The following is a 19,655-nucleotide window of genomic DNA, read 5'->3' as shown; positions in this document are numbered from 1 at the left end:
CCGGGCGGGCCCGGAGGCGGACCTCCTCAGCGACGCACGGGGCCGGTGGACTCGCGGACCATCAGCCGGGGGCTGATCGCCATGCGGTGCACCGGCCGCGACGGGTCGGCCAGCCGCTTGACCAGCAGGTCCACCGCGGCGTGCCCGACGGCGTCCCGCGGCGGCCGCACGGCCGTCATGGCGGGGCTGAACAGGTTGGCCACCTCGTCGTCGTAGGCGACGATCGACAGGTCGCCCGGCACCGAGAGGCCGCGGTCCATGGCGCGCTGCGCGACGGCGGACGCCTCCGGGTCCGAGTGCACCAGCAGCGCGGTGGTCCCCGAGCCGAGCGCGGTGTTCACCACCTCGTCGACCACGCCGGAGAACTCGGGCCGGTTCCGGTCGGGCGCCAGGCGCTCGAAGTGCTCCGCGCTGGTCAGGCCCAGGTCGGAGCAGGCGGCCCGCCAGCCGGCGGCGACCTTGCGCGACGTGGGCGACTCGCGCGACAGCACCAGACCGACCCGCCGGTGACCCAGGTCCGCGAGGTGGTGCACGGCCATGAGCGCGCCGAGCGCGTGGTCCGAGACCACCGACTCGAGGGCGTCCCGGTGCGGCGCCCGTGCGGCCTCGCGCTCGACGAGCACGTGCGGGACGTCGGACGCCCAGAGCCACTTCGCGACGTCGTGCACGGTGGTGCCGTCGATGCGGGGTGCGCAGATGATGCCGCGCACCCCGTCCGCCTCGACGAGGCGGCGCAGCGCCGGCCGCTCGTCCGCGGTGTCGTACGACGAGCCGCGCAGCACGATCCGCAGCCCGTGGCGGCGGGCCTCGGCCTCCATGCCGCGCACGACGCCGGGCCAGTAGTAGTCCAGCGAGGGGACCAGGACGCCGATCGCCGCGTCGGCGCCCGGCGTCACGACGGGCGCCGAACGTCCGGCGGGGTGCCGGTCGGCGGGCTCCTCGTCGCGCGCGACCTCGTGCGCGGCGGCGACGGCCCCGCCGTGCACGCGGACGAGCCGGCCCTCGCGCTCGAGCCGGGCGATGTCGCGGCGGACGGTCACCGGGGTGACGCCCAGCTCGGTGGTGAGGTCGGCGACGCGGACCACGCCGTCGCGCTCGAGGGCGGCCAGCAGGTGGGAGTGCCGCTCCGCGGGCAGCGGCGAGCGCTGGGAGTCCTGGGTCACGGCGTCTCCTTCGGGGTCGGGTCGGCCATGCTGACGACCACGCGCAGCGCGGTGCGGCCGGTGACGTCGAGGTCGAGGCGGGTGAGCCGCGCGCCCCAGACGCCCGACAGCATCGGGTCGTCCAGCTCGCGGCGGATGAGGGAGGCGGGGACCTCGGCGGGCCAGTGCAGCTCGACCGGCGGTGCGCCGTCGAGCGGCCGGACGACGGCGCGCGCCGTGTCGAGGTCGACGTCCCCGGCGAGCAGGAAGCGCACGGTCGTGCCGCCGTCGTCCGGGGTGTCCAGGTCCCACGCGTCGTCGACGACGGCGCGGGCGACATCGCCGACCCGCTCCAGCCGCGCGGTGCGTCGCCAGGACCGCAGGCCCTCGTGCGGGTAGGTGCCGGCGAGGTCCAGCGCGAGACCGGTGGCGTCGTCGGCCGGGCCGACCAGCTCGACGTCGCGGGCGGCGAACTCGTGCCCGGCTCCCTGCGCCACGCCGGCGACCTGCGGCACCGAGTGCCACGAGGACTGCATGGTCCAGAGGTCGTAGCGGTCCGGCCCGAAGGTCTGCGCCGTGTACGTGGGCCGCCCGGCGTCGACGATCACGGGGACGCCGTCGGAGGCGACGACGACGGAACCGACGTCGTTGTGGTTGTGCGCCTCGCCGTTGTGGCCGCCCTTGACGGCGAGCGTCAGCCCGGCGGGGGTGCCGGCCTCGGGCCGCACGAGCAGCACCTGGGTGGAGGCCCACCAGGCGGTGCGGGGCAGGGGCGCGGTCGCCCCGGCGGCCAGGGCGTCGCGCCACGCGGTGTCGGTCAGCCCGCGCAGCAGCCGGCCCAGCCCGGCCTCGGCCTGGGCGGCCGGCGCGGCGGCTGCGCCGGGCCCCGACGCGAGCCGGGAGACCGCGTAGGCCGCGGCGTCGGCGTCCCCGACGGCCCGGGCGGCACGGTGCAGGGCGTGCCAGGGGTGGACGTCGGTGGGGCGCGCCTGGGCGTCCGCCACGGAGAGGTACCAGTCGCCGCCCAGGTGCATGCGGTGCGGGAACGCGACGGTCTCGCGCAGGGCGGGCGGCACGACGCCGGGGGCCAGCGCGTCGAGCGCGCCCCCGGTCGCGTGGCGCAGCAGGTCGAGCGCCTCCAGCGCCCGGCAGGCGCCGTTCCACCAGTAGCCGTAGCCCTCGTCGATCGCGCCGTCGTCGGGCAGCGAGGCCACGTACCGGTCGATGCCCTCGACGCAGAGCTCCACCGTCCGCAGGCGGGTGGTGGCGTCGTCGGGGCCGTCGAGCAGGCGCAGCGCCGCGACGAGCACGTTGCCGTGGATCCACGGGTTCCAGTTGTGCACGCGCCCGTCGAGCCCGAGCCAGTGCCAGTCGCGGCGGCGCAGGAACGGTTCGATCACCCGGGTCCGGGCCTCGTGCCGGACGCGCCCGCGCAGGCCGGGGTACCGCTCGTCGAGCAGCGCGCCGAGCACGTGGTCCGCCCAGGCGAGCTGGCCGACCGCCTCCCCGGCACCGAGGTCGAGGTAGGGGTCGGTCACGGTGGGCAGGACGGCCCCGTGGACCGCCCGGGTGTCGTCGTGCGCGGGCCAGCACCAGGAGCTCTGCTCGCAGAGCTGCCAGATCCCGTCGGCCGCCTCGTCGACCCAGCGGTCCTCGAGGGTGGTCGCCGCCGCCAGGACGGCCCGGGAGAGCCGGTGCTGGCGCGCGAACACGAGCTGTTCGTGGGTGTCGCGGTCGCCGTCGCGGTGCAGCCGGGCGGCGGTGCTGGCCAGCGGCTGGGGCCACGGTGTGCCGAGGTCGGCCCGGGCGCGCGCGACGACGGCACCGGCGGTCGGGTGGACGACGCCGGTGCGCGGCTCCCACACGGAGCGGTCGGTCGCCGGGGCCACGGGCAACGCGTGGTCGGCGGCACGGAGCGCGTCGGCGAGCGTGGTCCGGCGCAGCGCCGGGGCGAGGGCCGCGGCGAGCGGCCCGGTGAATCGGTCGGTCCCCATCTCTCCCCATCGAGATCAGTCACAGGTCATACGCACAGCAAAACGATCGGAAACGATCATCACGGTACAGCAACGCGGTTGACATGGCCAGAACCTGACCTCTTTACTTCGAACATGTTCGGTCACTGCGGACCGGGCGATCGCCACGACGGCGATCGACAGTCGACGGAGAAGGACGGCATGAGCGAGTCAGCGACGATCCACGGGATGCCCGGTGCCACCGGCGTGCACGGCTCGCCGGCTGCCGTGGACAGCTGGGACCGTGACCGGTGGGCCGCCCACGCCGACCACCTGCTCGCCGCCGTCGCGCCGTACACGTCCCCCGGTGGCGCCCGCGTGACGCTGCCCGGTCCCGAGGGCGGCTACGGCCGGGCGATCGACGGGCTCGAAGGCTTCGCCCGCACGTTCCTGCTCGGCGGCTTCCGCCTGGCGGGCGAGCGCGGCGACGACCCCCACGGCTACGCCGAGCGGTTCGCCGCCGGCCTGGCCACCGGGACGGACCCGGCCTCGCCCGAGCGCTGGCCGCGCCTTGCCGAGCACGGGCAGGCCAAGGTCGAGGCCGCCTCCATCGCGCTGATCCTCGACCTGACCCGCCCCTGGATCTGGGACCGGCTCGACGCCGTCGTCCAGGAGCAGGTCGTGGACTATCTCGCCGAGGCCGTCGGCGACGACACCTACCCGCGCATCAACTGGGTCTGGTTCCGGCTCGTGGTCCAGACGTTCCTGCGGGGCGCCGGCGGCCCGCACGCCCTCGCCGAGATGCGCCAGGATCTCGCCACCCACGACACCTTCGCCCGTGCCGACGGCTGGCTCGCCGACGGCGCCGAGCGTTCCTTCGACCACTACAACGGGTGGGCGCTGCACCTCTACCCGACGCTGTGGGCACGCATGGCCGGCGCCCACGACCTGGCCGCCGAGCGCCGCGAGCACGACGTCGCGCAGCTCGACCGGTTCCTCGGCGACGCGCTCGCCCTGGTCGGGGGCGACGGCTCGCCGCTCGTCCAGGGCCGCTCGCTCGCCTACCGCTTCGCCGCCGCCGCACCCTTCTGGGTCGGCGCCATGGCCGAGGTGCCCAGTCACTCGCCGGGCCGTCTGCGCCACGCCGCGAGCGCCGTCGTCGGCCACTTCGCGGGCCGCGGCGCGCCCGACGACGACGGCCTGCTCACGCTCGGCTGGCACCACGCCTGGCCGCGGATCGCGCAGGCCTACTCCGGGCCGGGCTCGCCGTACTGGGCGAGCAAGGGCATGCTCGGCCTCGCGCTGCCCGCCGACCACCCCGTGTGGACCGCGCCCGCCGAACCCCTGCCCGTGCAGACCGGCGACGTGCTGCGCACCGTCGCGGCACCCGGCTGGATCGTCAGCGGCACCCGGGCCGACGGCGTCGTGCGCGTCGTCAACCACGGCACCGACCACGCGCTGCCCGGCGCGCAAGGGGGCGACTCCCCGCTGTACGCGCGGCTCGGCTACTCGACCGCCACCAGCCCGTGGCTCGACGAGCAGAGCTGGGACTCGCCCGCCGAGCAGTCCGTGACCCTGCTCGACGCCGACGGCCGCGCCACCCACCGCACCGGCTTCGAGGTGCTGTGCGGGCCCGAGGTGCGCGGCCACGGCGACTCCGCCGTCGCGGTCGCGGCGTCGCGCGCGGCCGCCCACTGGCTCGACCCCGAGCCCGGCCAGCGCGACCACGGCTCCGGCCGCCGCGGTGCCGCGACACCAGCCGGCACCCTGACGACCGTCTCGCTCGTGCGCGGCCCGTGGGAGGTGCGGTGCGTCCAGGTCGACGACGTGCCCGACGGTGCGGCACCGGTCACGCTGCGCGTGTCCGGCTGGCCCACCGTCGCCGGCGACGGGCTCGACTCGCGGCTCGAACCGCTGGTCGGGGACTGGACCGCCGGCACGCTCGAGCGCGACGGCGCGAGCCCGCTCGGCGAGCACGCCCGGGTCCCGGTGCTGGATGCCGCCGTCGAGCCCGGCCGGCGGCTCGCCGTGCTCCTGACCCTGCGCGGCACCGCGCCCGACCCCGTGCCCGCACCCGACCTCACCGCGGCGGACGATCCCGCCACCCTGACGCTCGACGGCACCGACGCCGTCGTCCGCTGGCCCGACGGCGTCACCACGTCGACCCGTCTGGACTGACGACCCCGCATTCCTGCCACGACGGCCCGACGGCGGGCCGTCCACTCGAAGGAGAGAGCACCGATGAAGCGCATGATCCCCACCGCGGCCGGCACCGCCGCGGTCGTCCTGGCCCTGACGGCCTGCAGCAGCGGCAGCGGCGGCGACGAGCCCGCCGCCGCGGCCGAGGGTCCGGTCACGCTGACCCTGGCCGGGTGGAGCCTGTCGACCACGCCCGAGTTCCAGACGCTCGCCGACGCGTACCACGAGGAGAACCCCGACGTCACCGTCGAGCTCGCCGAGTACGACGCCACCGAGTACGACACGCAGATGATCGCCGACCTGGCGGCCGGCTCCGCCCCCGACATCTACGTGCAGAAGAACCTCAAGAACTTCTGGACGTACCAGGACGGCGGCCAGCTCATGGACGTCTCCGACGTCACCGAGGGGCTCGACCCGGCGACCGGCGGCGTCGACTTCTACGAGGTCGACGGCTCCAGCTACGCCGTGCCGTACCGGCAGGACTCCTGGGTCCTGTACTACAACAAGGACCTGTTCGAGCAGGCCGGCGTCGCGGAGCCCGACGGTTCCTGGACGTGGGACGACTACGCCACCGCCGCCGAGGACCTCACCAGCGGTCTCGAGGAGGCCGGCAGCGACGCCCTCGGCACCTACCAGCACTCGTGGCAGTCGGTGGTGCAGGGATTCGCCCTGGCACAGACCGAGGGGGCCGACCTCACCAGCGGTGACTTCGGCTACCTCGAGCCGTTCTACGACCAGGCGGTCGCGCTGCAGGACGCCGGGGCGCAGGCCGACTTCGGCACCGTCACCACGAACCAGCTCACCTACCAGGCGCAGTTCGGCACCCAGCAGGCCGCGATGATGCCGATGGGCTCCTGGTACGTCGCCACCCTGCTCGCGCAGCAGGAGTCCGGCGAGGCCGACGAGTTCGCGTGGGGCATGGCACCGATCCCGCAGGTCGACGCCTCCACCACCGGCACCGACGCCACCCCGGTGACCTTCGGCGACCCGACCGGTCTGGGGATCAACCCGGCCCTCGACGAGGAGAAGGTCGCCGCCGCCAAGGACTTCCTGGCCTTCGCCGCGGGCGAGGGCGGCGCACAGGCGCTCGCCGAGATCGGCATCACGCCGGCGCTGCTGAGCGACAGCGTCGTGGAGACCTACTTCGGCCTGGACGGCGTGCCCACCGACGAGCTGTCGCAGTTCGCGTTCGCCACCCACGACACCCGCCCGGAGAACCCGGTGGACGCCGACACCGCCGCCCTGCAGAACATCCTGGGCGACACCCACTCGGAGATCATGTCCGAGTCGTCGTCCGTGGCCGACGCCATCGAGGGCGCGGAGTCCCGCGCCGCCGCCGAGGTCGGCTGAGCCACCGGCCCGGACGGGAGCAGTCCCGCACTGGTCCCCACCTCCCCGGGGGTGCCGCCGCCCACCGCGGCACCCCCGGGCCCACCCGCCAGACACAGGAGTCCCTCATGGCGACGACCGCCGTCGACGACCGCCGCAGCGGTCCACCCGGCCCCCTCCCGGACGCGCCGCCCGGTCCCCGCCGACGTCGGCCGGGCAGCCGGCTGAAGCGGCGCAACACCCTCATCGGGTGGAGCTTCATCCTGCCGAACTTCATCGGGTTCGCGCTGCTGACCCTCATCCCCGTGGTGACGCTGTTCTACCTGTCCCTGACGGAGTGGAACGTGTTCGGCGGGGCCGAGTGGGTCGGTCTCGACAACTTCACGCGGCTGGTCGGCGACCCCAGCTACCGCACCGCGCTGTGGAACACGATCTACTACTCGGCCGTGCACATCCCGGCCACGCTGGTGGCGTCGCTGTGCCTGGCGCTGCTGCTGAACCGCAAGCTGCGCGGGGTCGCGTTCTTCCGCACGGTCGCGTTCTTCCCGTACATCACCTCGATCGTGGCGATCGCGGTGGTCTGGAACATGCTGTTCAGCCCGGAGTACGGGCCGATCAACCAGTTCCTGTCCTTCCTCGGGGTCGAGAACCCGCCCGGATGGACCACGTCGGCCGACTCCTCGATGCCCGCCGTGATCATCGTCGGCGTCTGGCGCGAGATGGGCTACTACATGCTGCTCCTGCTCGCCGGGCTGCAGACGGTGCCCCCCGAGCTCTACGAGGCCGCGCGCGTCGACGGCGCCGGGGCGTGGTCCCGGTTCTGGAACGTCACGCTCCCGTGCCTGCGGCCCACCATGTTCTTCGTCACCGTGATCCTCACGATCAACAGCCTCAAGGTCTTCGACCTCATCCTCGTGATGACCGACGGCGGCCCCGGCCAGTCGACGCTGGTGCTGAGCCAGTTCATCTACGCCAAGGGCTTCGAGGAGAACCAGTTCGGGTACGCCTCCGCCGTCGCCGTGACGCTGTTCTTCCTCTGCATCACCGTGACGATCGTCCAGTTCCTCTGGAACCGAAGGAGGGACGCCTGATGGCTGCCGTCTCCCCGCCCGCGGCCGGCGCGTCGGCCACCCCGCTGCGGCCTGCCCAGGTGCGCGCCCGGTGGCGGCGCCAGGCGTCCCGCGTGGCCGGCTACACCGCCCTGGCCGTGGCCGCCGCCGGCATCCTGCTGCCGTTCGTGTGGATGGTGATCTCCTCGCTGAAGGAGAACAACCAGGTCTTCACGGTGCCGCTGCAATGGATCCCCGACCCGTTCGTGTGGCAGAACTACGTCGACATCTGGGCGAAGTCCGACATGACGACGTGGATCAAGAACACCCTGGTCCTGTCGGTGAGCGTGACGTTCCTGCAGGTCCTCACCGGAAGCTTCGCGGCCTACGGGTTCTCGAAGATGCGCTTCCCGGGACGCGACGCGCTGTTCCTGCTGTACGTCGCCACCATCGCGGTGCCGTGGCAGGCGTACATGATCCCGCAGTTCGTGATGCTCTCGAACGTCGGGCTGTCCAACACCCTCTGGTCGATCCTGGCGCTGCAGACCTTCAGCGCGTTCGGCGTGTTCCTCATGAAGCAGTACTACGAGTCGATCCCGGAGTCGCTGAGCGAGGCCGCCCGGATCGACGGCATGAGCGAGTACGGCATCTGGCGGCGGATCATCCTGCCGCTGTCCACGCCGGCCATCGCGAGCCTGACGCTGCTGACCTTCGTCAACACCTGGAACGACTACCTCGGACCGCTGATCTACCTGCGCAGCCCCGACCTGTGGACGCTGCAGCTCGGCCTGCAGACGTTCGTCGGGCAGTACAACGCGGAGCACGCCCTCATCATGGCGGGCTCGGTGATCTCCGTGCTGCCTATCGCCGTGATCTTCCTGTTCGGGCAGAAGTTCTTCGTGCAGGGCATCGCCACGGCGGGGGTCAAGGGATGAGCGCGAGCCCAGAGGGGCACCGGATGAGCGCGAGGAGCCCCCGCGCCGGGACGCCGCGCCGTCGGCTCGTCAGCCAGGAGACGTACGAGACGGTGTTCGGCACCGTGTACGTCGGTCTGGCCACCAACGCGATGCTCGTCGTGGCCTGCCTCCCGGTCCTCGTGCTGCTGGCCACCACGGACCCGCGCGCGTCCTGGCCTGCCCTCGCGGTGGTCGCCCCGCTCGTGGCGCCCGCCCTCGTCGCCGCGTTCGCCGTCTTCTCCGCCCTGTCGGCCGACGGTTCGACGACGGCGGTCCGCACCTTCTGGCAGGCGTACCGGCGGCACGCCCGGCGCGCCCTGGCGATCGGGGCGATGACCAGCGCCGTCGTCGTCGTGCTCGCCGTGGACGTCGCTGCCGTCTGGGGTGCGCGCATCGGCGCCGCGGCGATCCCGGTGTTCGTCACCCTGCTGGTGCTGACGGTGCTCACCGCGCTGGTGGCGCTCGTCGCCGTGCCCGAGCTGCCCACGGTGCGGCTCCGCGACCTGCTGCGCACCAGCCTCTACCTGGCGGTGCGCCGCTGGTATCTCAGCGTCGCCGCCCTGGCCGTCCTCGGCATGCTCCTGAGCATCGTCGCCACCCGGCCGGCCGTCGGCCTCGGGTTCGTCGCCGCCCCGCTGCTCTTCGTCGTCTGGGGCGGGTGCCGGTTCGCCCTGCGGTCCGCCCTGCCCGACGGCGAGGCCCGGCGGGCGCCCGGCGTCGCCGCCTCCTGAACCACCCCGACGGCGCATCCTGGTGCGCCGGAAAGCGAGATCGACCCATGCCCTCCATCGACGTCCGCGCCGCGGCGACCGACTCCTCGTCCGGTGCGGCTCAGCCCGCGCCGGGTGACCTCGCCGGTGCCGTCGCCGCTGCCGTGGCGACCGTCCGACGCAACGCCGCGGCCTTCGGCACGCGGTACCCGGACTCCACCACCCGGGAGAACCTCTACCCGCTGCGCCCCGCCACCGCCGAGTTCGCCGAGGGTGCCAACCGTGACTGGACCACCAGCTTCTGGCCGGGCATGCAGTGGCTCGCCGTGGAGCTCACCGGCGACGCGGACCTGCGGGCCTCCGCGCTGGCGCACGCCGCCGACTTCGCCCGGCGGGTGCACGCCGGGGAGGACCTCGACACCCACGACCTCGGCTTCCTGTACACGTTGTCCAGCGTCAACGCGTGGCGGCTGGCCGGCGACGCCGCCGCCCGCGACGCGGCCCTCGCGGCCGCCGACCACCTCATGACGCGGTTCCTGCCGTCGGCGGGGATCATCCAGGCGTGGGGTGACCTGTCCGACCCGGCCCAGCGCGGGCGCACCATCGTCGACAGCCTCATGAACATGCCGCTGCTGACCTGGGCCACCGAGACCACCGGTGACGGGCGGTACGCGGACGTCGTGGCCCGCCACGTGGTCCAGGTGCGCACCCACCTGCTGCGGGACGACGACTCCACGTTCCACACGTTCTACTGGGACCCGGAGTCGGGGCAGCCGTTGCGCGGTGCCACCGAGCAGGGTGCGGGCGACGACTCCTGCTGGGCCCGGGGCCAGGCGTGGGGCATCTACGGGTTCGCGCTGCACCACCGCACCTCGGGTGACGTGGCGTCGCTGCGTGCCGCCGAGCGCTGCGCCGACTACTTCCTCGCGCACCTGCCCGCCGACGGCGTGCCCTTCTGGGACCTCGTCTACACCGACGGCTCGGACGCACCGCGCGACTCGTCGGCCGCCGCCATCGCGGCCTGCGGGCTCCTCGAGCTGGCCTCGGTGTCGCACGACGCCGGGACCGCGGCGCGCTACGAGGCCGCCGGACGGGAGATGCTCGCGGCGCTCGTCGCCGGGTACACCCCGGGGCCGGACCAGGCGTCCGACGCGCTGCTGCTGCACGCCGTCTACGACGCCCCCAAGGGCAAGGGCGTCGACGAGGGCTGCCTGTGGGGCGACTACTACTACCTCGAGGCGCTGACCCGCCTCACGCTGCCGGGCTGGGTCTCGCCCTGGTGGCCCGCCACCCCGGCCGACGACGGCACCGACGGAGGGAACGCATGATCCTCGACCAGTTCCGGCTCGACGGGAAGACCGCCCTGGTCACCGGCACCAGCCGTGGCCTCGGGCAGGGCGCCGCGGTGGCGCTCGCGGAGGCGGGTGCCGATGTCGCGCTGCTGGACCGCAGCGAGCCCACCGAGACGATCGCGCGCATCGAGGCACTCGGCCGCCGGGCGTTCAGCGTGCGGCGCGACCTCGCGACGGCGACGCCGGCGGAGCTCGACGCGGCGGTGGCCGAGGTGGTCGCGGAGCTCGGGGAGGTGGACGTGCTCGTCAACAACGCGGGCACGATCCGCCGTGCCCCGGCCGCGGAGCACCCGGCCGAGGACTGGGACACCGTGCTCGCCGTGAACCTCGACGCCGTCTTCCACCTCTCGCGGGCCGTGGGCCGCGGCATGCTCGAACGCGGCGCCGGCTCGATCATCAACGTCGCCTCGATGCTGTCGTTCCAGGGCGGCATCCTCGTGCCGGGCTACGCGGCGTCCAAGCACGCCGTCGTCGGCCTGACCAAGGCGCTCGCCAACGAGTGGGCGGGCCGCGGCGTCAACGTCAACGCCGTCGCGCCCGGGTACATGGCCACCGACAACACCGCCCCCATCCGCGCCGACGAGGCGCGCGAGCAGTCGATCTCGGCGCGCATCCCGGCCGGCCGGTGGGGCACCCCCGAGGACCTCGCCGGGATCTTCGTCTACCTCGCCTCGCCCGCCTCCGCCTACGTGCACGGCGCCGTCGTCCCCGTCGACGGCGGCTGGCTCGTGCGCTGAGAAACGACCGAAGGAGCACCACCATGGAACAGCGTTACGCCACGAACCCCACCGAGATCCCCGGCCTGACGACGCAGGGCCTGCGCGAGCGGTTCCTCGTCGAGGACCTCTTCGTGCCCGGCGAGGCACGGACCGTGTACACCCACCACGACCGCATCGTGCTCGGCGGCGTCCTGCCGGCGGGCGAGCCGGTCGCGCTGCCGAACCCCGACGAGCTGCGCGCGGAGTACTTCCTGGAGCGGCGCGAGGTGGGGATCGTCAACGTCGGTTCCACCGGCACGGTGACCACCGACGGCGAGACGTACGAGCTGCCGCACTGCGCCGTGCTGTACATCGGCAGCGGCACGCGGGACGTGTCGTTCGCCGGCGACGGGGCGGCGTTCTACCTGTTCAGCGCCCCCGCGCACACCTCGTACCCGACGGTGCTGACGCTCCCGGGCGAGGGCAACACCCTCGAGCTCGGCGACCAGGTGACGTCGAACCGTCGCTCCCTGGAGCAGGTCGTCCACGCGAACGGCGTGCAGTCCTGCCAGGTGGTCATGGGGGTCACGCGCCTGCACGACGGTTCCATGTGGAACACGATGCCCGCGCACACCCACGACCGGCGCACCGAGTGCTACCTGTACTTCGACCTCGACGCCGACGCCCGGGTGCTGCACCTGTGCGGCGAGCCGACCGAGACGCGCCACCTCGTCGTCGCAGACCGTCAGGCGATCATCTCGCCGAGCTGGTCGGTGCACTCGGGCGTGGGGACGTCGTCGTACGCGTTCGTGTGGGCCATGGCGGGGGAGAACCAGGACTTCACCGACATGGACGCGGTGCCGCCGACGGACATCCGCTGAGGGAACGCCCCTCGGCGCGAGGGAGTACCGCCCGCGCCGAGGTAGTGGGACTCGCGCCGAGGTAGTAGGGCTCGCGCCGAGGTAGTACCGCTCGCGCCGAGGTAGGGGGTCGCGCGCCGAGGTAGTGGTCAGGCCCCGTAGACCTTGCGCTCGTCCGGCATGAGGATCCAGAACACGATGTACGCCAGGACCTGCGGGCCGGGGATGAGGATCGAGAGGGCCGTCAGGAGGCGCACGAGGCCCCGGCTCCAGCCGAAGTAGTCGGCTATGCCGGCGCAGACCCCGCCGATCACGCGGCCGTTGCTGGGGCGGTAGAACTTACGGGGCTGCTGGACGGTCTGAGGGTTGCTCATGCCTCCACGCTAGGCACGACGGCGGTACCTCGGTATCCGGTGACCCCCGGATTCGACCCCGGGTCACCCTGAGGTCGCCGATCCGACCGGCACTCCGTGTTCTGACCGGCATTCCGAACTGCCGGTCAGAACACGAAGTGCCGGTCTGAACGTGTCAGTGGTCGGGTCGGGCTTCGCCGACGACCGGCCGGCGGGCCAGCAGGTCCTCCGGGACGAGGTGCGCTCCGACCACCCCGCTGAGCAGCTCCGGATCGATCGGCGCACCCCGGCGCAGCACGCTGATCGCGCCGGTGGGCTCCAGCAGCGCGACCGCGACGTCGTCGTAGCGCGCCACGCCCGCGAGCCGGAGCCGGGACGCCAGCTCGGCGGGGGAGACGTGGGCGCGGCGCAGCTGCTTCTCCAGCACGCGGCCGTCGGCCAGGAGCAGCACCGGTTCGGAGGAGACTGCCCGGGCGCCGAACGGCATCGCCCGCAGCCCCCCGGCGACGGCCTGGAGGCCGACGAGGGTCAGCAGCGCCACCAGTCCGCCGCCCAGCACCGCGACCTCGCCCAGCGCGGCGCGCCCCAGGACGGCGCCGAACGCGATGATCGCCACGAGGTCGTAGCTGGACATCGCTCCGAGCATCCGTGGGCCGAGGACCCGCACCAGGAGCACCATCGCGAGATACATCCCGACGGTGGCCAGGACGACGGCGAGCGCCTCCGTCGGGGTCAGCCAGAGCAGGTCTCCGAGCGGGTCGAGCATCGGCGGATCTCCTGGTGTCGGGTGCGGGGCACCCCGAGGATCTCATCCTGGCACCGGCACGGGGCCGACGGCGGGACTCGCGCGTGCAAGATCGCGCCGGCTGGGCACACAGTCAAAGCATGGGGAGCAGAGCGCACACCGGCGGGCTCGCCGCCACCGCCACCGCCGCCGTCGTCGTCGCCGTCGTGTCGGCGCTGGCGGTGGCCGGGTGCGCGGGTCCGGGCGCGACGGGCACGCCCGAGCCCGCGGACGTGCCCGACTACCGGTGTGCCGACGAGCCGGTCCCGCCGGCCGTGCTGGACGGTGGTCGCTCGGCCGCGACGCTCGGCGAGCACGGACAGGCCGCGCTCCGAGGCGAGGAGGTACCCGCGATCGAGCCGGCGGACTGGCTCGTGGTGTCGGAGTCGGACCGATGGGTCGCGCTGATCCGGGAGCTCGACGCGCCGCAGGACCGCGGTGCCGGGGACGTCCGCACGCACGAGATCCTCACCGTGCAGCGGGACGTCGCGGCGGACGCGGCCTCTGCGTGGTGGCTGAGCATGTCCGGGGAGTGCACCCTCCGGCGTGATGTCGGGGAGGGGGTCGCGACGCTGACCCTGGATCCGGACCACGCGCCGGACCCGGCGTCGACGCAGGTGGCCGTGCTCGTGACGGAGCAGAGCTGCAACTCGGGCGAGGACGCGGAGGGCAGGGTCATGCTGGTCGAGCTGACGGAGTCGAGCGACGTGGTGGACCTGGTCGTCGTCGTCGCGCCCAGGGGCGGCGACCAGAGCTGTCCCTCGAACCCGGCGACGCCGTTCGTCGTCGAGCTGGACGCGCCGTTGGGCGACCGGGTCGTGCGCGACGCCGCGGTCGTGCCGCCACGCGAGCTCGAGCCCGCCGGATAGGTCATCGTTCGGCACTTCCTGCCTCGTTCGGCAGTTCAAGCTGCCGAACGAGGCAGGAAGTGCCGAACGGGCTCACCAGCCGCCGGGGTTGAGGATCTTGCGGATCCGCTTCTCGGAGACCGCGCCGTCGGTGCCGAGCTGTTGCGCGAACAGCGAGACGCGCAGCTCCTCGAGCAGCCAGCGCACCTCGGCGAGCTCGGCCTCCCGCGCAGGGTCCGCGCCGCCGGCGGCGTACGCGGCCCGGGCGCGGTCGTACGCCTCGGTGACGTCGTGCACCTTCCAGGCGAGCTCGGCGTCGCGGTGCGGGTTCGACTGCGCCTTCTCCAGCCGGTACGACGCCGCCCGCAGGTAGCGCACCAGGTGCGGCACGCGGCGGGGCGGGGTCGCGGCGACGAACCCGTCGAAGACCAGCCCGGCCACGTGGTCGCGGATGTCCTGCAGCGTGTTGAGCAGCGCGAGGGACGACGACGCCCGTACCTCGCCCTCGACGGTCCGCCATGCGCTGAGCGCGGCCACCACGTGGCCGACGATCCGGTGCACCTCGTCCTCCAGGTGCTGCCGCACGAACGCCACCGCCTCCTTGTACGACTCGGCGTCCCTGATCTGTACAGCGACCGGTCCGCCGGTCGGCGTGCCAGGTGCCTTGTCCCCGTCCGGGCTGGTCAGCGCGATGACCGCGGCCAGCTGGAGGTCGGCGACGAGCGCCTCGGTGTTGCGGTACGGCGCCGCGGCGAGCGTCAGCGACTGCTTCGACGTCCACCGCGAGGTGATGCGCGCGGTCGCCAGCGCCGTCTCCGACAGCAGCAGCCGCCGCACCCCGCGCTCGTGCGCCGCGTCCTGCGCAGCGGCGTCGGCCAGCACCCGTAGCGCCACCGAGGGGCCGGTCCGCCCGTCGCGCTGCGCACCCCGCTCCTCGACCAGCGCCGGATATCCCTGCACCACGACCCCGCCTCCGAGGTCGGTCGACACCACCCGAGGCAGCCCCCCGTCGACCAACGACGAAGGCCACGTCGACAGCCCGGTCTCCTCCGCCACCACAGCGCCCGAGACGCCCGACGAACCCCGAGTGGTGCTGGACGGGCCAGCGGCACCGGACGTACCGCCGTCGGGCACGGAGGTTGGTGCGCCGCCGTCAAGCCGTAGCGGAGGGCCCCCTGGGGCCCGTGAGCGAGGCGGCGCACCAGCATCCGCGCCCGACGGCCCCGATCCCGACCCAGAAGCAGCCCGCGCGGCCTCCTCGAGCGCGACCCCGACAGCCCCCTTCACGGCCGCCCGCACCGCAGCCTCCGCCTGCGGGGCCAGCCGCTTCTGCAGCGAGAGCAGGTCCTTCGACTCGTCGAGCGGCACGGGCGTCACGGGCTTCGAGCGCTTCCCCCGAGCCTTCCCGCCCTTGCGCCCGCGGCCGTCACCCGGCGAGCCGGACGCGTCCTCGACCCGGAAGGTCATGCGCAGGTGGCCCGGGAGCCGCTCGACGCGCTCGGCGTCCCAGACGTCGTCGGGGATGACGACGTCGCGCAGCTCGCGCACGGCGCGCGAGAACTCGACGTGGAACGGCGACGCCATGTCACCGGCCCGCGTCATGTCCTCCCACGCGGGCGTGTTCTCCCGCAGCCAGTGCGCGACGGCGGCCCCGACGTCGGGCGCAGGGACCAGCTCGCGCCGCACGGCCTTGGGCAGCGAGCGGATGGTGGCGACGCAGAGCTCGTCGAGCAGCCCGGGGACCATCCAGTCGAAGCCCTCGGGCGCGACCCGGTTGAGGATCGACAGCGGGACGTGGACGGTGACGCCGTCGGCGTCCGTGCCGGGTTGGAACTGGTAGGTGAGCGGCAGGGTGACGTCGCCCTGCGTCCACGTCTCGGGGAACTCGGTGGTGTCCACGGCGGCGGCGTCGACGAGCTGGTCGAGCGTGAAGGTCAGCAGGTCGGGGTCGTCGCGCCGGGCCTTGTTCCACCAGGTGTCGAAGTGCCGGGCGCTGACCACGGACGCCGGCACGCGCTCGTCGTAGAACGCGAAGAGGTCGTCCTCGCTGGCGACGAGACCGCGCTGTCGGGAGCGGGCCTCGAGCTCCTCGGCCTCGGCGAGCAGGCGGCGGTTCTCGGCGAAGAACCGGTGGTGTGTGGTCCACTTCCCCTCCACGAGGGCGTGCCGGACGAACATCTCCCGGGCTGCCTCAGGGTCGACCTTCGCGAACAGGACGGGCCGGTCGGCGACGATCGGCACGCCGTAGAGCAGCACCTTCTCGGTGGCCATGGCGGCGCCCTGCTTGCTGGACCAGTGCGGGTCGGCGTAGGTGCGCTTGGCGAGGTCGCCGGCGAGCTCCTCGGCCCACTCGGGCTGGATGCGGGCGACGTCGCGGGCCCACAGCCGGGAGGTCTCCACGAGCTCGCCCGCCATGATCCAGGCGGGTGGCTTCTTGCTCAGCGGCGAGCCGGGGAAGATGGCGAACCGCGCGCCGCGCGCCCCGAGGTACTCGTTGCGGGCGCGCTTGGCGGCCTGCCGCAGCGCCCGGGCGCGGGCCTCGCCGCGCAGGTGCGCCACGGAGGACGCCTTGACGTCGCTGGTCTCCTGCATGCCCACCTGGGAGAGCAGCCCGGCGAGCAGCGACCGGTGGACGGTGTCGCCGTCCCAGACGTGCCGCCAGTCCTCCGAGTTCTCGGGGTCGGCAGGTTGTGCCGCTCGTGCCGGGCGGGACAGGTCGATGCCCAGCGGGCCGGACATCTGCCGGAGCTGCGCGACGACGTCCTGCCACTCGCGCACGCGCAGGAAGTTGATGTACTCGGCCCGGCACGTGCGCCGGAACGCGGAGGAGCCCATCGCGTGCTGCTGCGAGCGCAGGTACTCCCACAGGTTGAGGTAGGTGAGGAAATCCGACGTCGGGTCGGTGAACCGGGCGTGCAGCTGGTCGGCCTGCGCGCGGGACTCGGCCGGGCGTTCGCGCGGGTCCTGGATGGACAGCGCGGCGGCGATGATCGCGACCTCGCGGGCGACGCCGTGCTTCGCGCCCTCGATGATCATGCGGGCCAGGCGCGGGTCCATGGGGAGCTGCGCGAGGGTGCGTCCGACGTCGGTCAGCCGCGCTTCCCTCGTCCCGCTGCCGTCGCGCTCCTGCACCGAGAGCGCGCCGAGCTCGGTGAGGAGCTGGACGCCGTCGCGCACCGCGCGGGTGTCCGGGGGCTCGACGAACGGGAACTTCGCGACGTCGTCGGGCGTGGTGACGACGCCGACGGAGATCATCTGCAGCAGCACCGACGCGAGCGAGGTGCGCAGGATCTCGGGCTCGGTGAACTCCGGTCTGCTCTCGAGGTCGTCCTGCGCGTAGAGGCGGATCGCGACGCCGTCGGCGACGCGGCCGGAGCGGCCGGAGCGCTGGTTCGCCGAGGCCTGCGAGATCGGCTCGATCGGCAGCCGCTGCACCTTGGTGGCCTTGGAGTACCGGGAGATGCGCGCGGTGCCCGGGTCGACGACGTAGTGGATGCCGGGCACGGTCAGCGAGGTCTCGGCGACGTTCGTGGACAGCACGATCCGTCGCGAGGAGTGCTGCTGGAACACGCGGTGCTGCTCGGCGGCGGACAGCCGCGAGTACAGGGGCAGGATCTCGACGTGCTGCGGGTGCTTCGGGTCGCGGGCGCGCTCCTTGAGGTGGCCCTCGAGGGCGTCGGCGGCGTCGTGGATCTCCCGCTCGCCGGAGAGGAACACGAGGATGTCGCCGGGGCCCTCGCGCATGAGCTCGTCGCACGCCTCGACGATGCCGGTGACGAGGTCCTTCTCCTCGCCCTTCTTCTTCTGGGGCTTGTCCGGGTCCGTGTCGGGGGAGAGCGGCCGGTAGCGGATCTCGACGGGGTAGGTGCGCCCGGTGACCTCGATGACCGGGGCGTGGTCCGGCAGGACGTCGACGACGGCGTCGGGCGCCCCGCCGCCGCGCGCCAGCGACGCCGGGGAGAAGTGCGCCGCGAACCGCTCCGAGTCGATCGTCGCGGAGGTGATGATCAGCTTGAGGTCGGGGCGGCGCGGCAGCAGCCGGGACAGGTACCCGAGCAGGAAGTCGATGTTGAGGGACCGCTCGTGCGCCTCGTCGATGATGATCGTGTCGTAGGCGAGCAGCTCCGGGTCGCGCTGGATCTGCGCGAGCAGGATGCCGTCGGTCATGACCTTGACGAGGGTGTCCGCGCTGGAGGTGTCGGTGAACCGCACCTGGTAGCCGACGACGCCGCCGAGAGGCTGGGGCCGAGCTCCGTTGATCTCCTCGTTGACCCGCTCGGCGACCGACCGCGCCGCGATGCGTCGCGGCTGCGTGTGCCCGATCTGGCCGGCCCGGCCCCGGCCGAGCTCGAGGAGGATCTTGGGCAGCTGGGTCGTCTTGCCGGAGCCGGTCTCGCCCGCGACCACCACGACCTGGTGCTTCTCGATCGCGGCGGCGATGTCCTCGCGCCGGGCGGAGACGGGTAGCTGCTCGGGGTACGTGATGGGCGGGACGACGACGGCGGCTCGCGCGGCCGCTGCCCGTTCGAGCTGGTCGCGGCTCACCCGCGCCGGTCCACGGCCGTTCCGCGCGCCACGGTCCCGGTTCCCGCCGTTCCGCGCCGCGCCGGACTTCCGCGCCCCGCGGCCGCGCCGCCGTCGGGCGCCGTCCTGGCCGGTGCGCTGCCCGGCCTGCTGGCCGGCGCGACGGTCCGCGCGGTCGCCGCGAGCGCCGCCGTCGTCGGCGGGCTGCGGGGCGGGGGATGGCTCAGTGCTCACGACGTCTCATTCTCCCAGCCCCCGCAACCTCATTCGGCGGTCGGTGCCGACGGCGCGAGCAGCGCCGCCGCGGTGGCGCGGGCCTCGGTCACTGCAGACGGGCGGCCGCCAGCCGTCGAGAGCACCAGCGCGCCTTCGTACAGCAGGTGCACCGACGCTCCGGACGTCTCGGGCGAGGACAGACCCGCGCCGGCGGCGAGGGCGACGAACAGCCGGCGCATCCAGTCCTTCTCCTGGCGGACGACGTCGCGGGTCGCCTGGTCGCCGGCACCCACCTCGGCGTAGGCGTTGACGAAGGCGCACCCGCGGTCCTGCCCGGCGTGCCACTCCTCGAGGGCGTCGAAGACGGTGAGGAGGCGACGTCGCGGGTCGGGCTGTGCCGCGACGAGCTCCAGGACGTGGTGCTGCCAGCGCGCACCGCGGCGGGTGAGGTACTGCGCGACGAGCCGGTCCTTGGAGCCGAACCGGTCGTAGAGCGTCTTCTTCGTCGTGCCGGCCTCGAGGGCGACGAGGTCGACGCCGACGGCGCGGATGCCGCGGGCGTAGAAGAGCTCGCTGGCCGCGTCGAGCAGGCTGTGTCCGGCCGGGGTGAGCTCGGGCTCGGCGAAGACGGGGACGGGGGTCTCGGTCGTGGTCGTCATGGTGCGCTCCCGGAGAAGAGGGTA

The 19,655-nt window shown here is 73.6% G+C and carries 15 protein-coding genes; 9 read left to right on the top strand and 6 right to left on the bottom strand.

All coding sequences use genetic code 11. From position 1 onward, the window contains the following. Nucleotides 1–26: 26 nt before the first annotated feature. The gene (locus tag MWU57_RS12115; RefSeq protein ID WP_246909444.1) at nt 27–1,163 is read right to left on the bottom strand and encodes a substrate-binding domain-containing protein; all 1,137 of its coding nucleotides are present in this window, start codon (nt 1,161–1,163) and stop codon (nt 27–29) included. Beyond that, on the bottom strand, nt 1,160–3,136 hold the full coding sequence (locus MWU57_RS12110; RefSeq protein WP_246909442.1) for a heparinase II/III family protein: 1,977 nt from the start codon (nt 3,134–3,136) through the stop codon (nt 1,160–1,162). Before MWU57_RS12110 ends, MWU57_RS12115 begins: the two co-directional genes overlap by 4 nt. A gap of 180 nt (nt 3,137–3,316) precedes the next feature. On the opposite strand from MWU57_RS12110, the gene MWU57_RS12105 reads away from it, so the two are divergent. The 8 genes from MWU57_RS12105 to kduI all read left to right on the top strand — a co-directional run bounded on the left by MWU57_RS12105 (nt 3,317) and on the right by kduI (nt 12,268). Continuing rightward, nucleotides 3,317–5,272, top strand: coding sequence for a DUF2264 domain-containing protein (locus tag MWU57_RS12105; RefSeq protein ID WP_246909440.1), 1,956 nt, complete (start codon nt 3,317–3,319; stop codon nt 5,270–5,272). Between the two features lie 63 nt (nt 5,273–5,335). Beyond that, the gene (locus MWU57_RS12100) at nt 5,336–6,643 is read left to right on the top strand and encodes an ABC transporter substrate-binding protein (protein WP_246909439.1); all 1,308 of its coding nucleotides are present in this window, start codon (nt 5,336–5,338) and stop codon (nt 6,641–6,643) included. Nucleotides 6,644–6,750: 107 nt separating this feature from the next. Next, a complete protein-coding gene (locus MWU57_RS12095; protein WP_106265596.1) occupies nt 6,751–7,713 on the top strand; it encodes a carbohydrate ABC transporter permease in 963 nt (320 codons plus the stop codon). Beyond that, the gene (locus MWU57_RS12090; protein ID WP_106265594.1) at nt 7,713–8,606 is read left to right on the top strand and encodes a carbohydrate ABC transporter permease; all 894 of its coding nucleotides are present in this window, start codon (nt 7,713–7,715) and stop codon (nt 8,604–8,606) included. The genes MWU57_RS12095 and MWU57_RS12090 overlap by 1 nt, the downstream gene beginning before the upstream one ends. 23 nt (nt 8,607–8,629) lie before the next feature. Continuing rightward, the gene (locus MWU57_RS12085) at nt 8,630–9,358 is read left to right on the top strand and encodes a DUF624 domain-containing protein (RefSeq protein WP_246909438.1); all 729 of its coding nucleotides are present in this window, start codon (nt 8,630–8,632) and stop codon (nt 9,356–9,358) included. 47 nt (nt 9,359–9,405) lie between these two features. Beyond that, the gene (locus MWU57_RS12080; protein WP_246909437.1) at nt 9,406–10,665 is read left to right on the top strand and encodes a glycoside hydrolase family 88 protein; all 1,260 of its coding nucleotides are present in this window, start codon (nt 9,406–9,408) and stop codon (nt 10,663–10,665) included. Further along, entirely contained in the window at nt 10,662–11,426 is a 765-nt protein-coding gene (gene kduD / locus MWU57_RS12075) for a 2-dehydro-3-deoxy-D-gluconate 5-dehydrogenase KduD (RefSeq protein ID WP_246909436.1), read from the top strand. Before MWU57_RS12080 ends, kduD begins: the two co-directional genes overlap by 4 nt. A gap of 23 nt (nt 11,427–11,449) precedes the next feature. Then, entirely contained in the window at nt 11,450–12,268 is an 819-nt protein-coding gene (gene kduI / locus MWU57_RS12070) for a 5-dehydro-4-deoxy-D-glucuronate isomerase (protein WP_246909435.1), read from the top strand. Nucleotides 12,269–12,396: 128 nt separating this feature from the next. Here the strand turns inward: kduI and MWU57_RS12065 are convergent, their stop codons facing one another. Both MWU57_RS12065 and MWU57_RS12060 read right to left on the bottom strand, forming a co-directional pair. After that, complete coding sequence (locus tag MWU57_RS12065) at nt 12,397–12,621, bottom strand: PspC domain-containing protein (protein ID WP_246909433.1); 225 nt, start codon at nt 12,619–12,621, stop codon at nt 12,397–12,399. Nucleotides 12,622–12,775: 154 nt separating this feature from the next. Then, a complete protein-coding gene (locus tag MWU57_RS12060) occupies nt 12,776–13,366 on the bottom strand; it encodes a DUF421 domain-containing protein (RefSeq protein WP_246909432.1) in 591 nt (196 codons plus the stop codon). Nucleotides 13,367–13,485: 119 nt separating this feature from the next. On the opposite strand from MWU57_RS12060, the gene MWU57_RS12055 reads away from it, so the two are divergent. Further along, entirely contained in the window at nt 13,486–14,253 is a 768-nt protein-coding gene (locus MWU57_RS12055; RefSeq protein WP_246909431.1) for a hypothetical protein, read from the top strand. Nucleotides 14,254–14,325: 72 nt separating this feature from the next. On the opposite strand, the gene hrpA is transcribed toward MWU57_RS12055, so the two are convergent. Both hrpA and MWU57_RS12045 read right to left on the bottom strand, forming a co-directional pair. Continuing rightward, nucleotides 14,326–18,990 (bottom strand): ATP-dependent RNA helicase HrpA, encoded by a 4,665-nt coding sequence (gene hrpA, locus MWU57_RS12050; protein ID WP_246909430.1) that lies wholly within the window; start codon nt 18,988–18,990, stop codon nt 14,326–14,328. 29 nt (nt 18,991–19,019) lie between these two features. Next, nucleotides 19,020–19,631, bottom strand: coding sequence for a TetR/AcrR family transcriptional regulator (locus tag MWU57_RS12045; RefSeq protein WP_246909429.1), 612 nt, complete (start codon nt 19,629–19,631; stop codon nt 19,020–19,022). Nucleotides 19,632–19,655 lie beyond the last annotated feature (24 nt).

The sequence above is a fragment of the Isoptericola sp. S6320L genome (genome assembly GCF_023015685.1).
Taxonomy (GTDB): Bacteria; Actinomycetota; Actinomycetes; order Actinomycetales; family Cellulomonadaceae; genus Isoptericola; species Isoptericola halotolerans_A.
The sequence above is the reverse complement of the archived record's forward strand: the minus strand, read 5'-3'. Positions and strand labels throughout refer to the sequence as shown.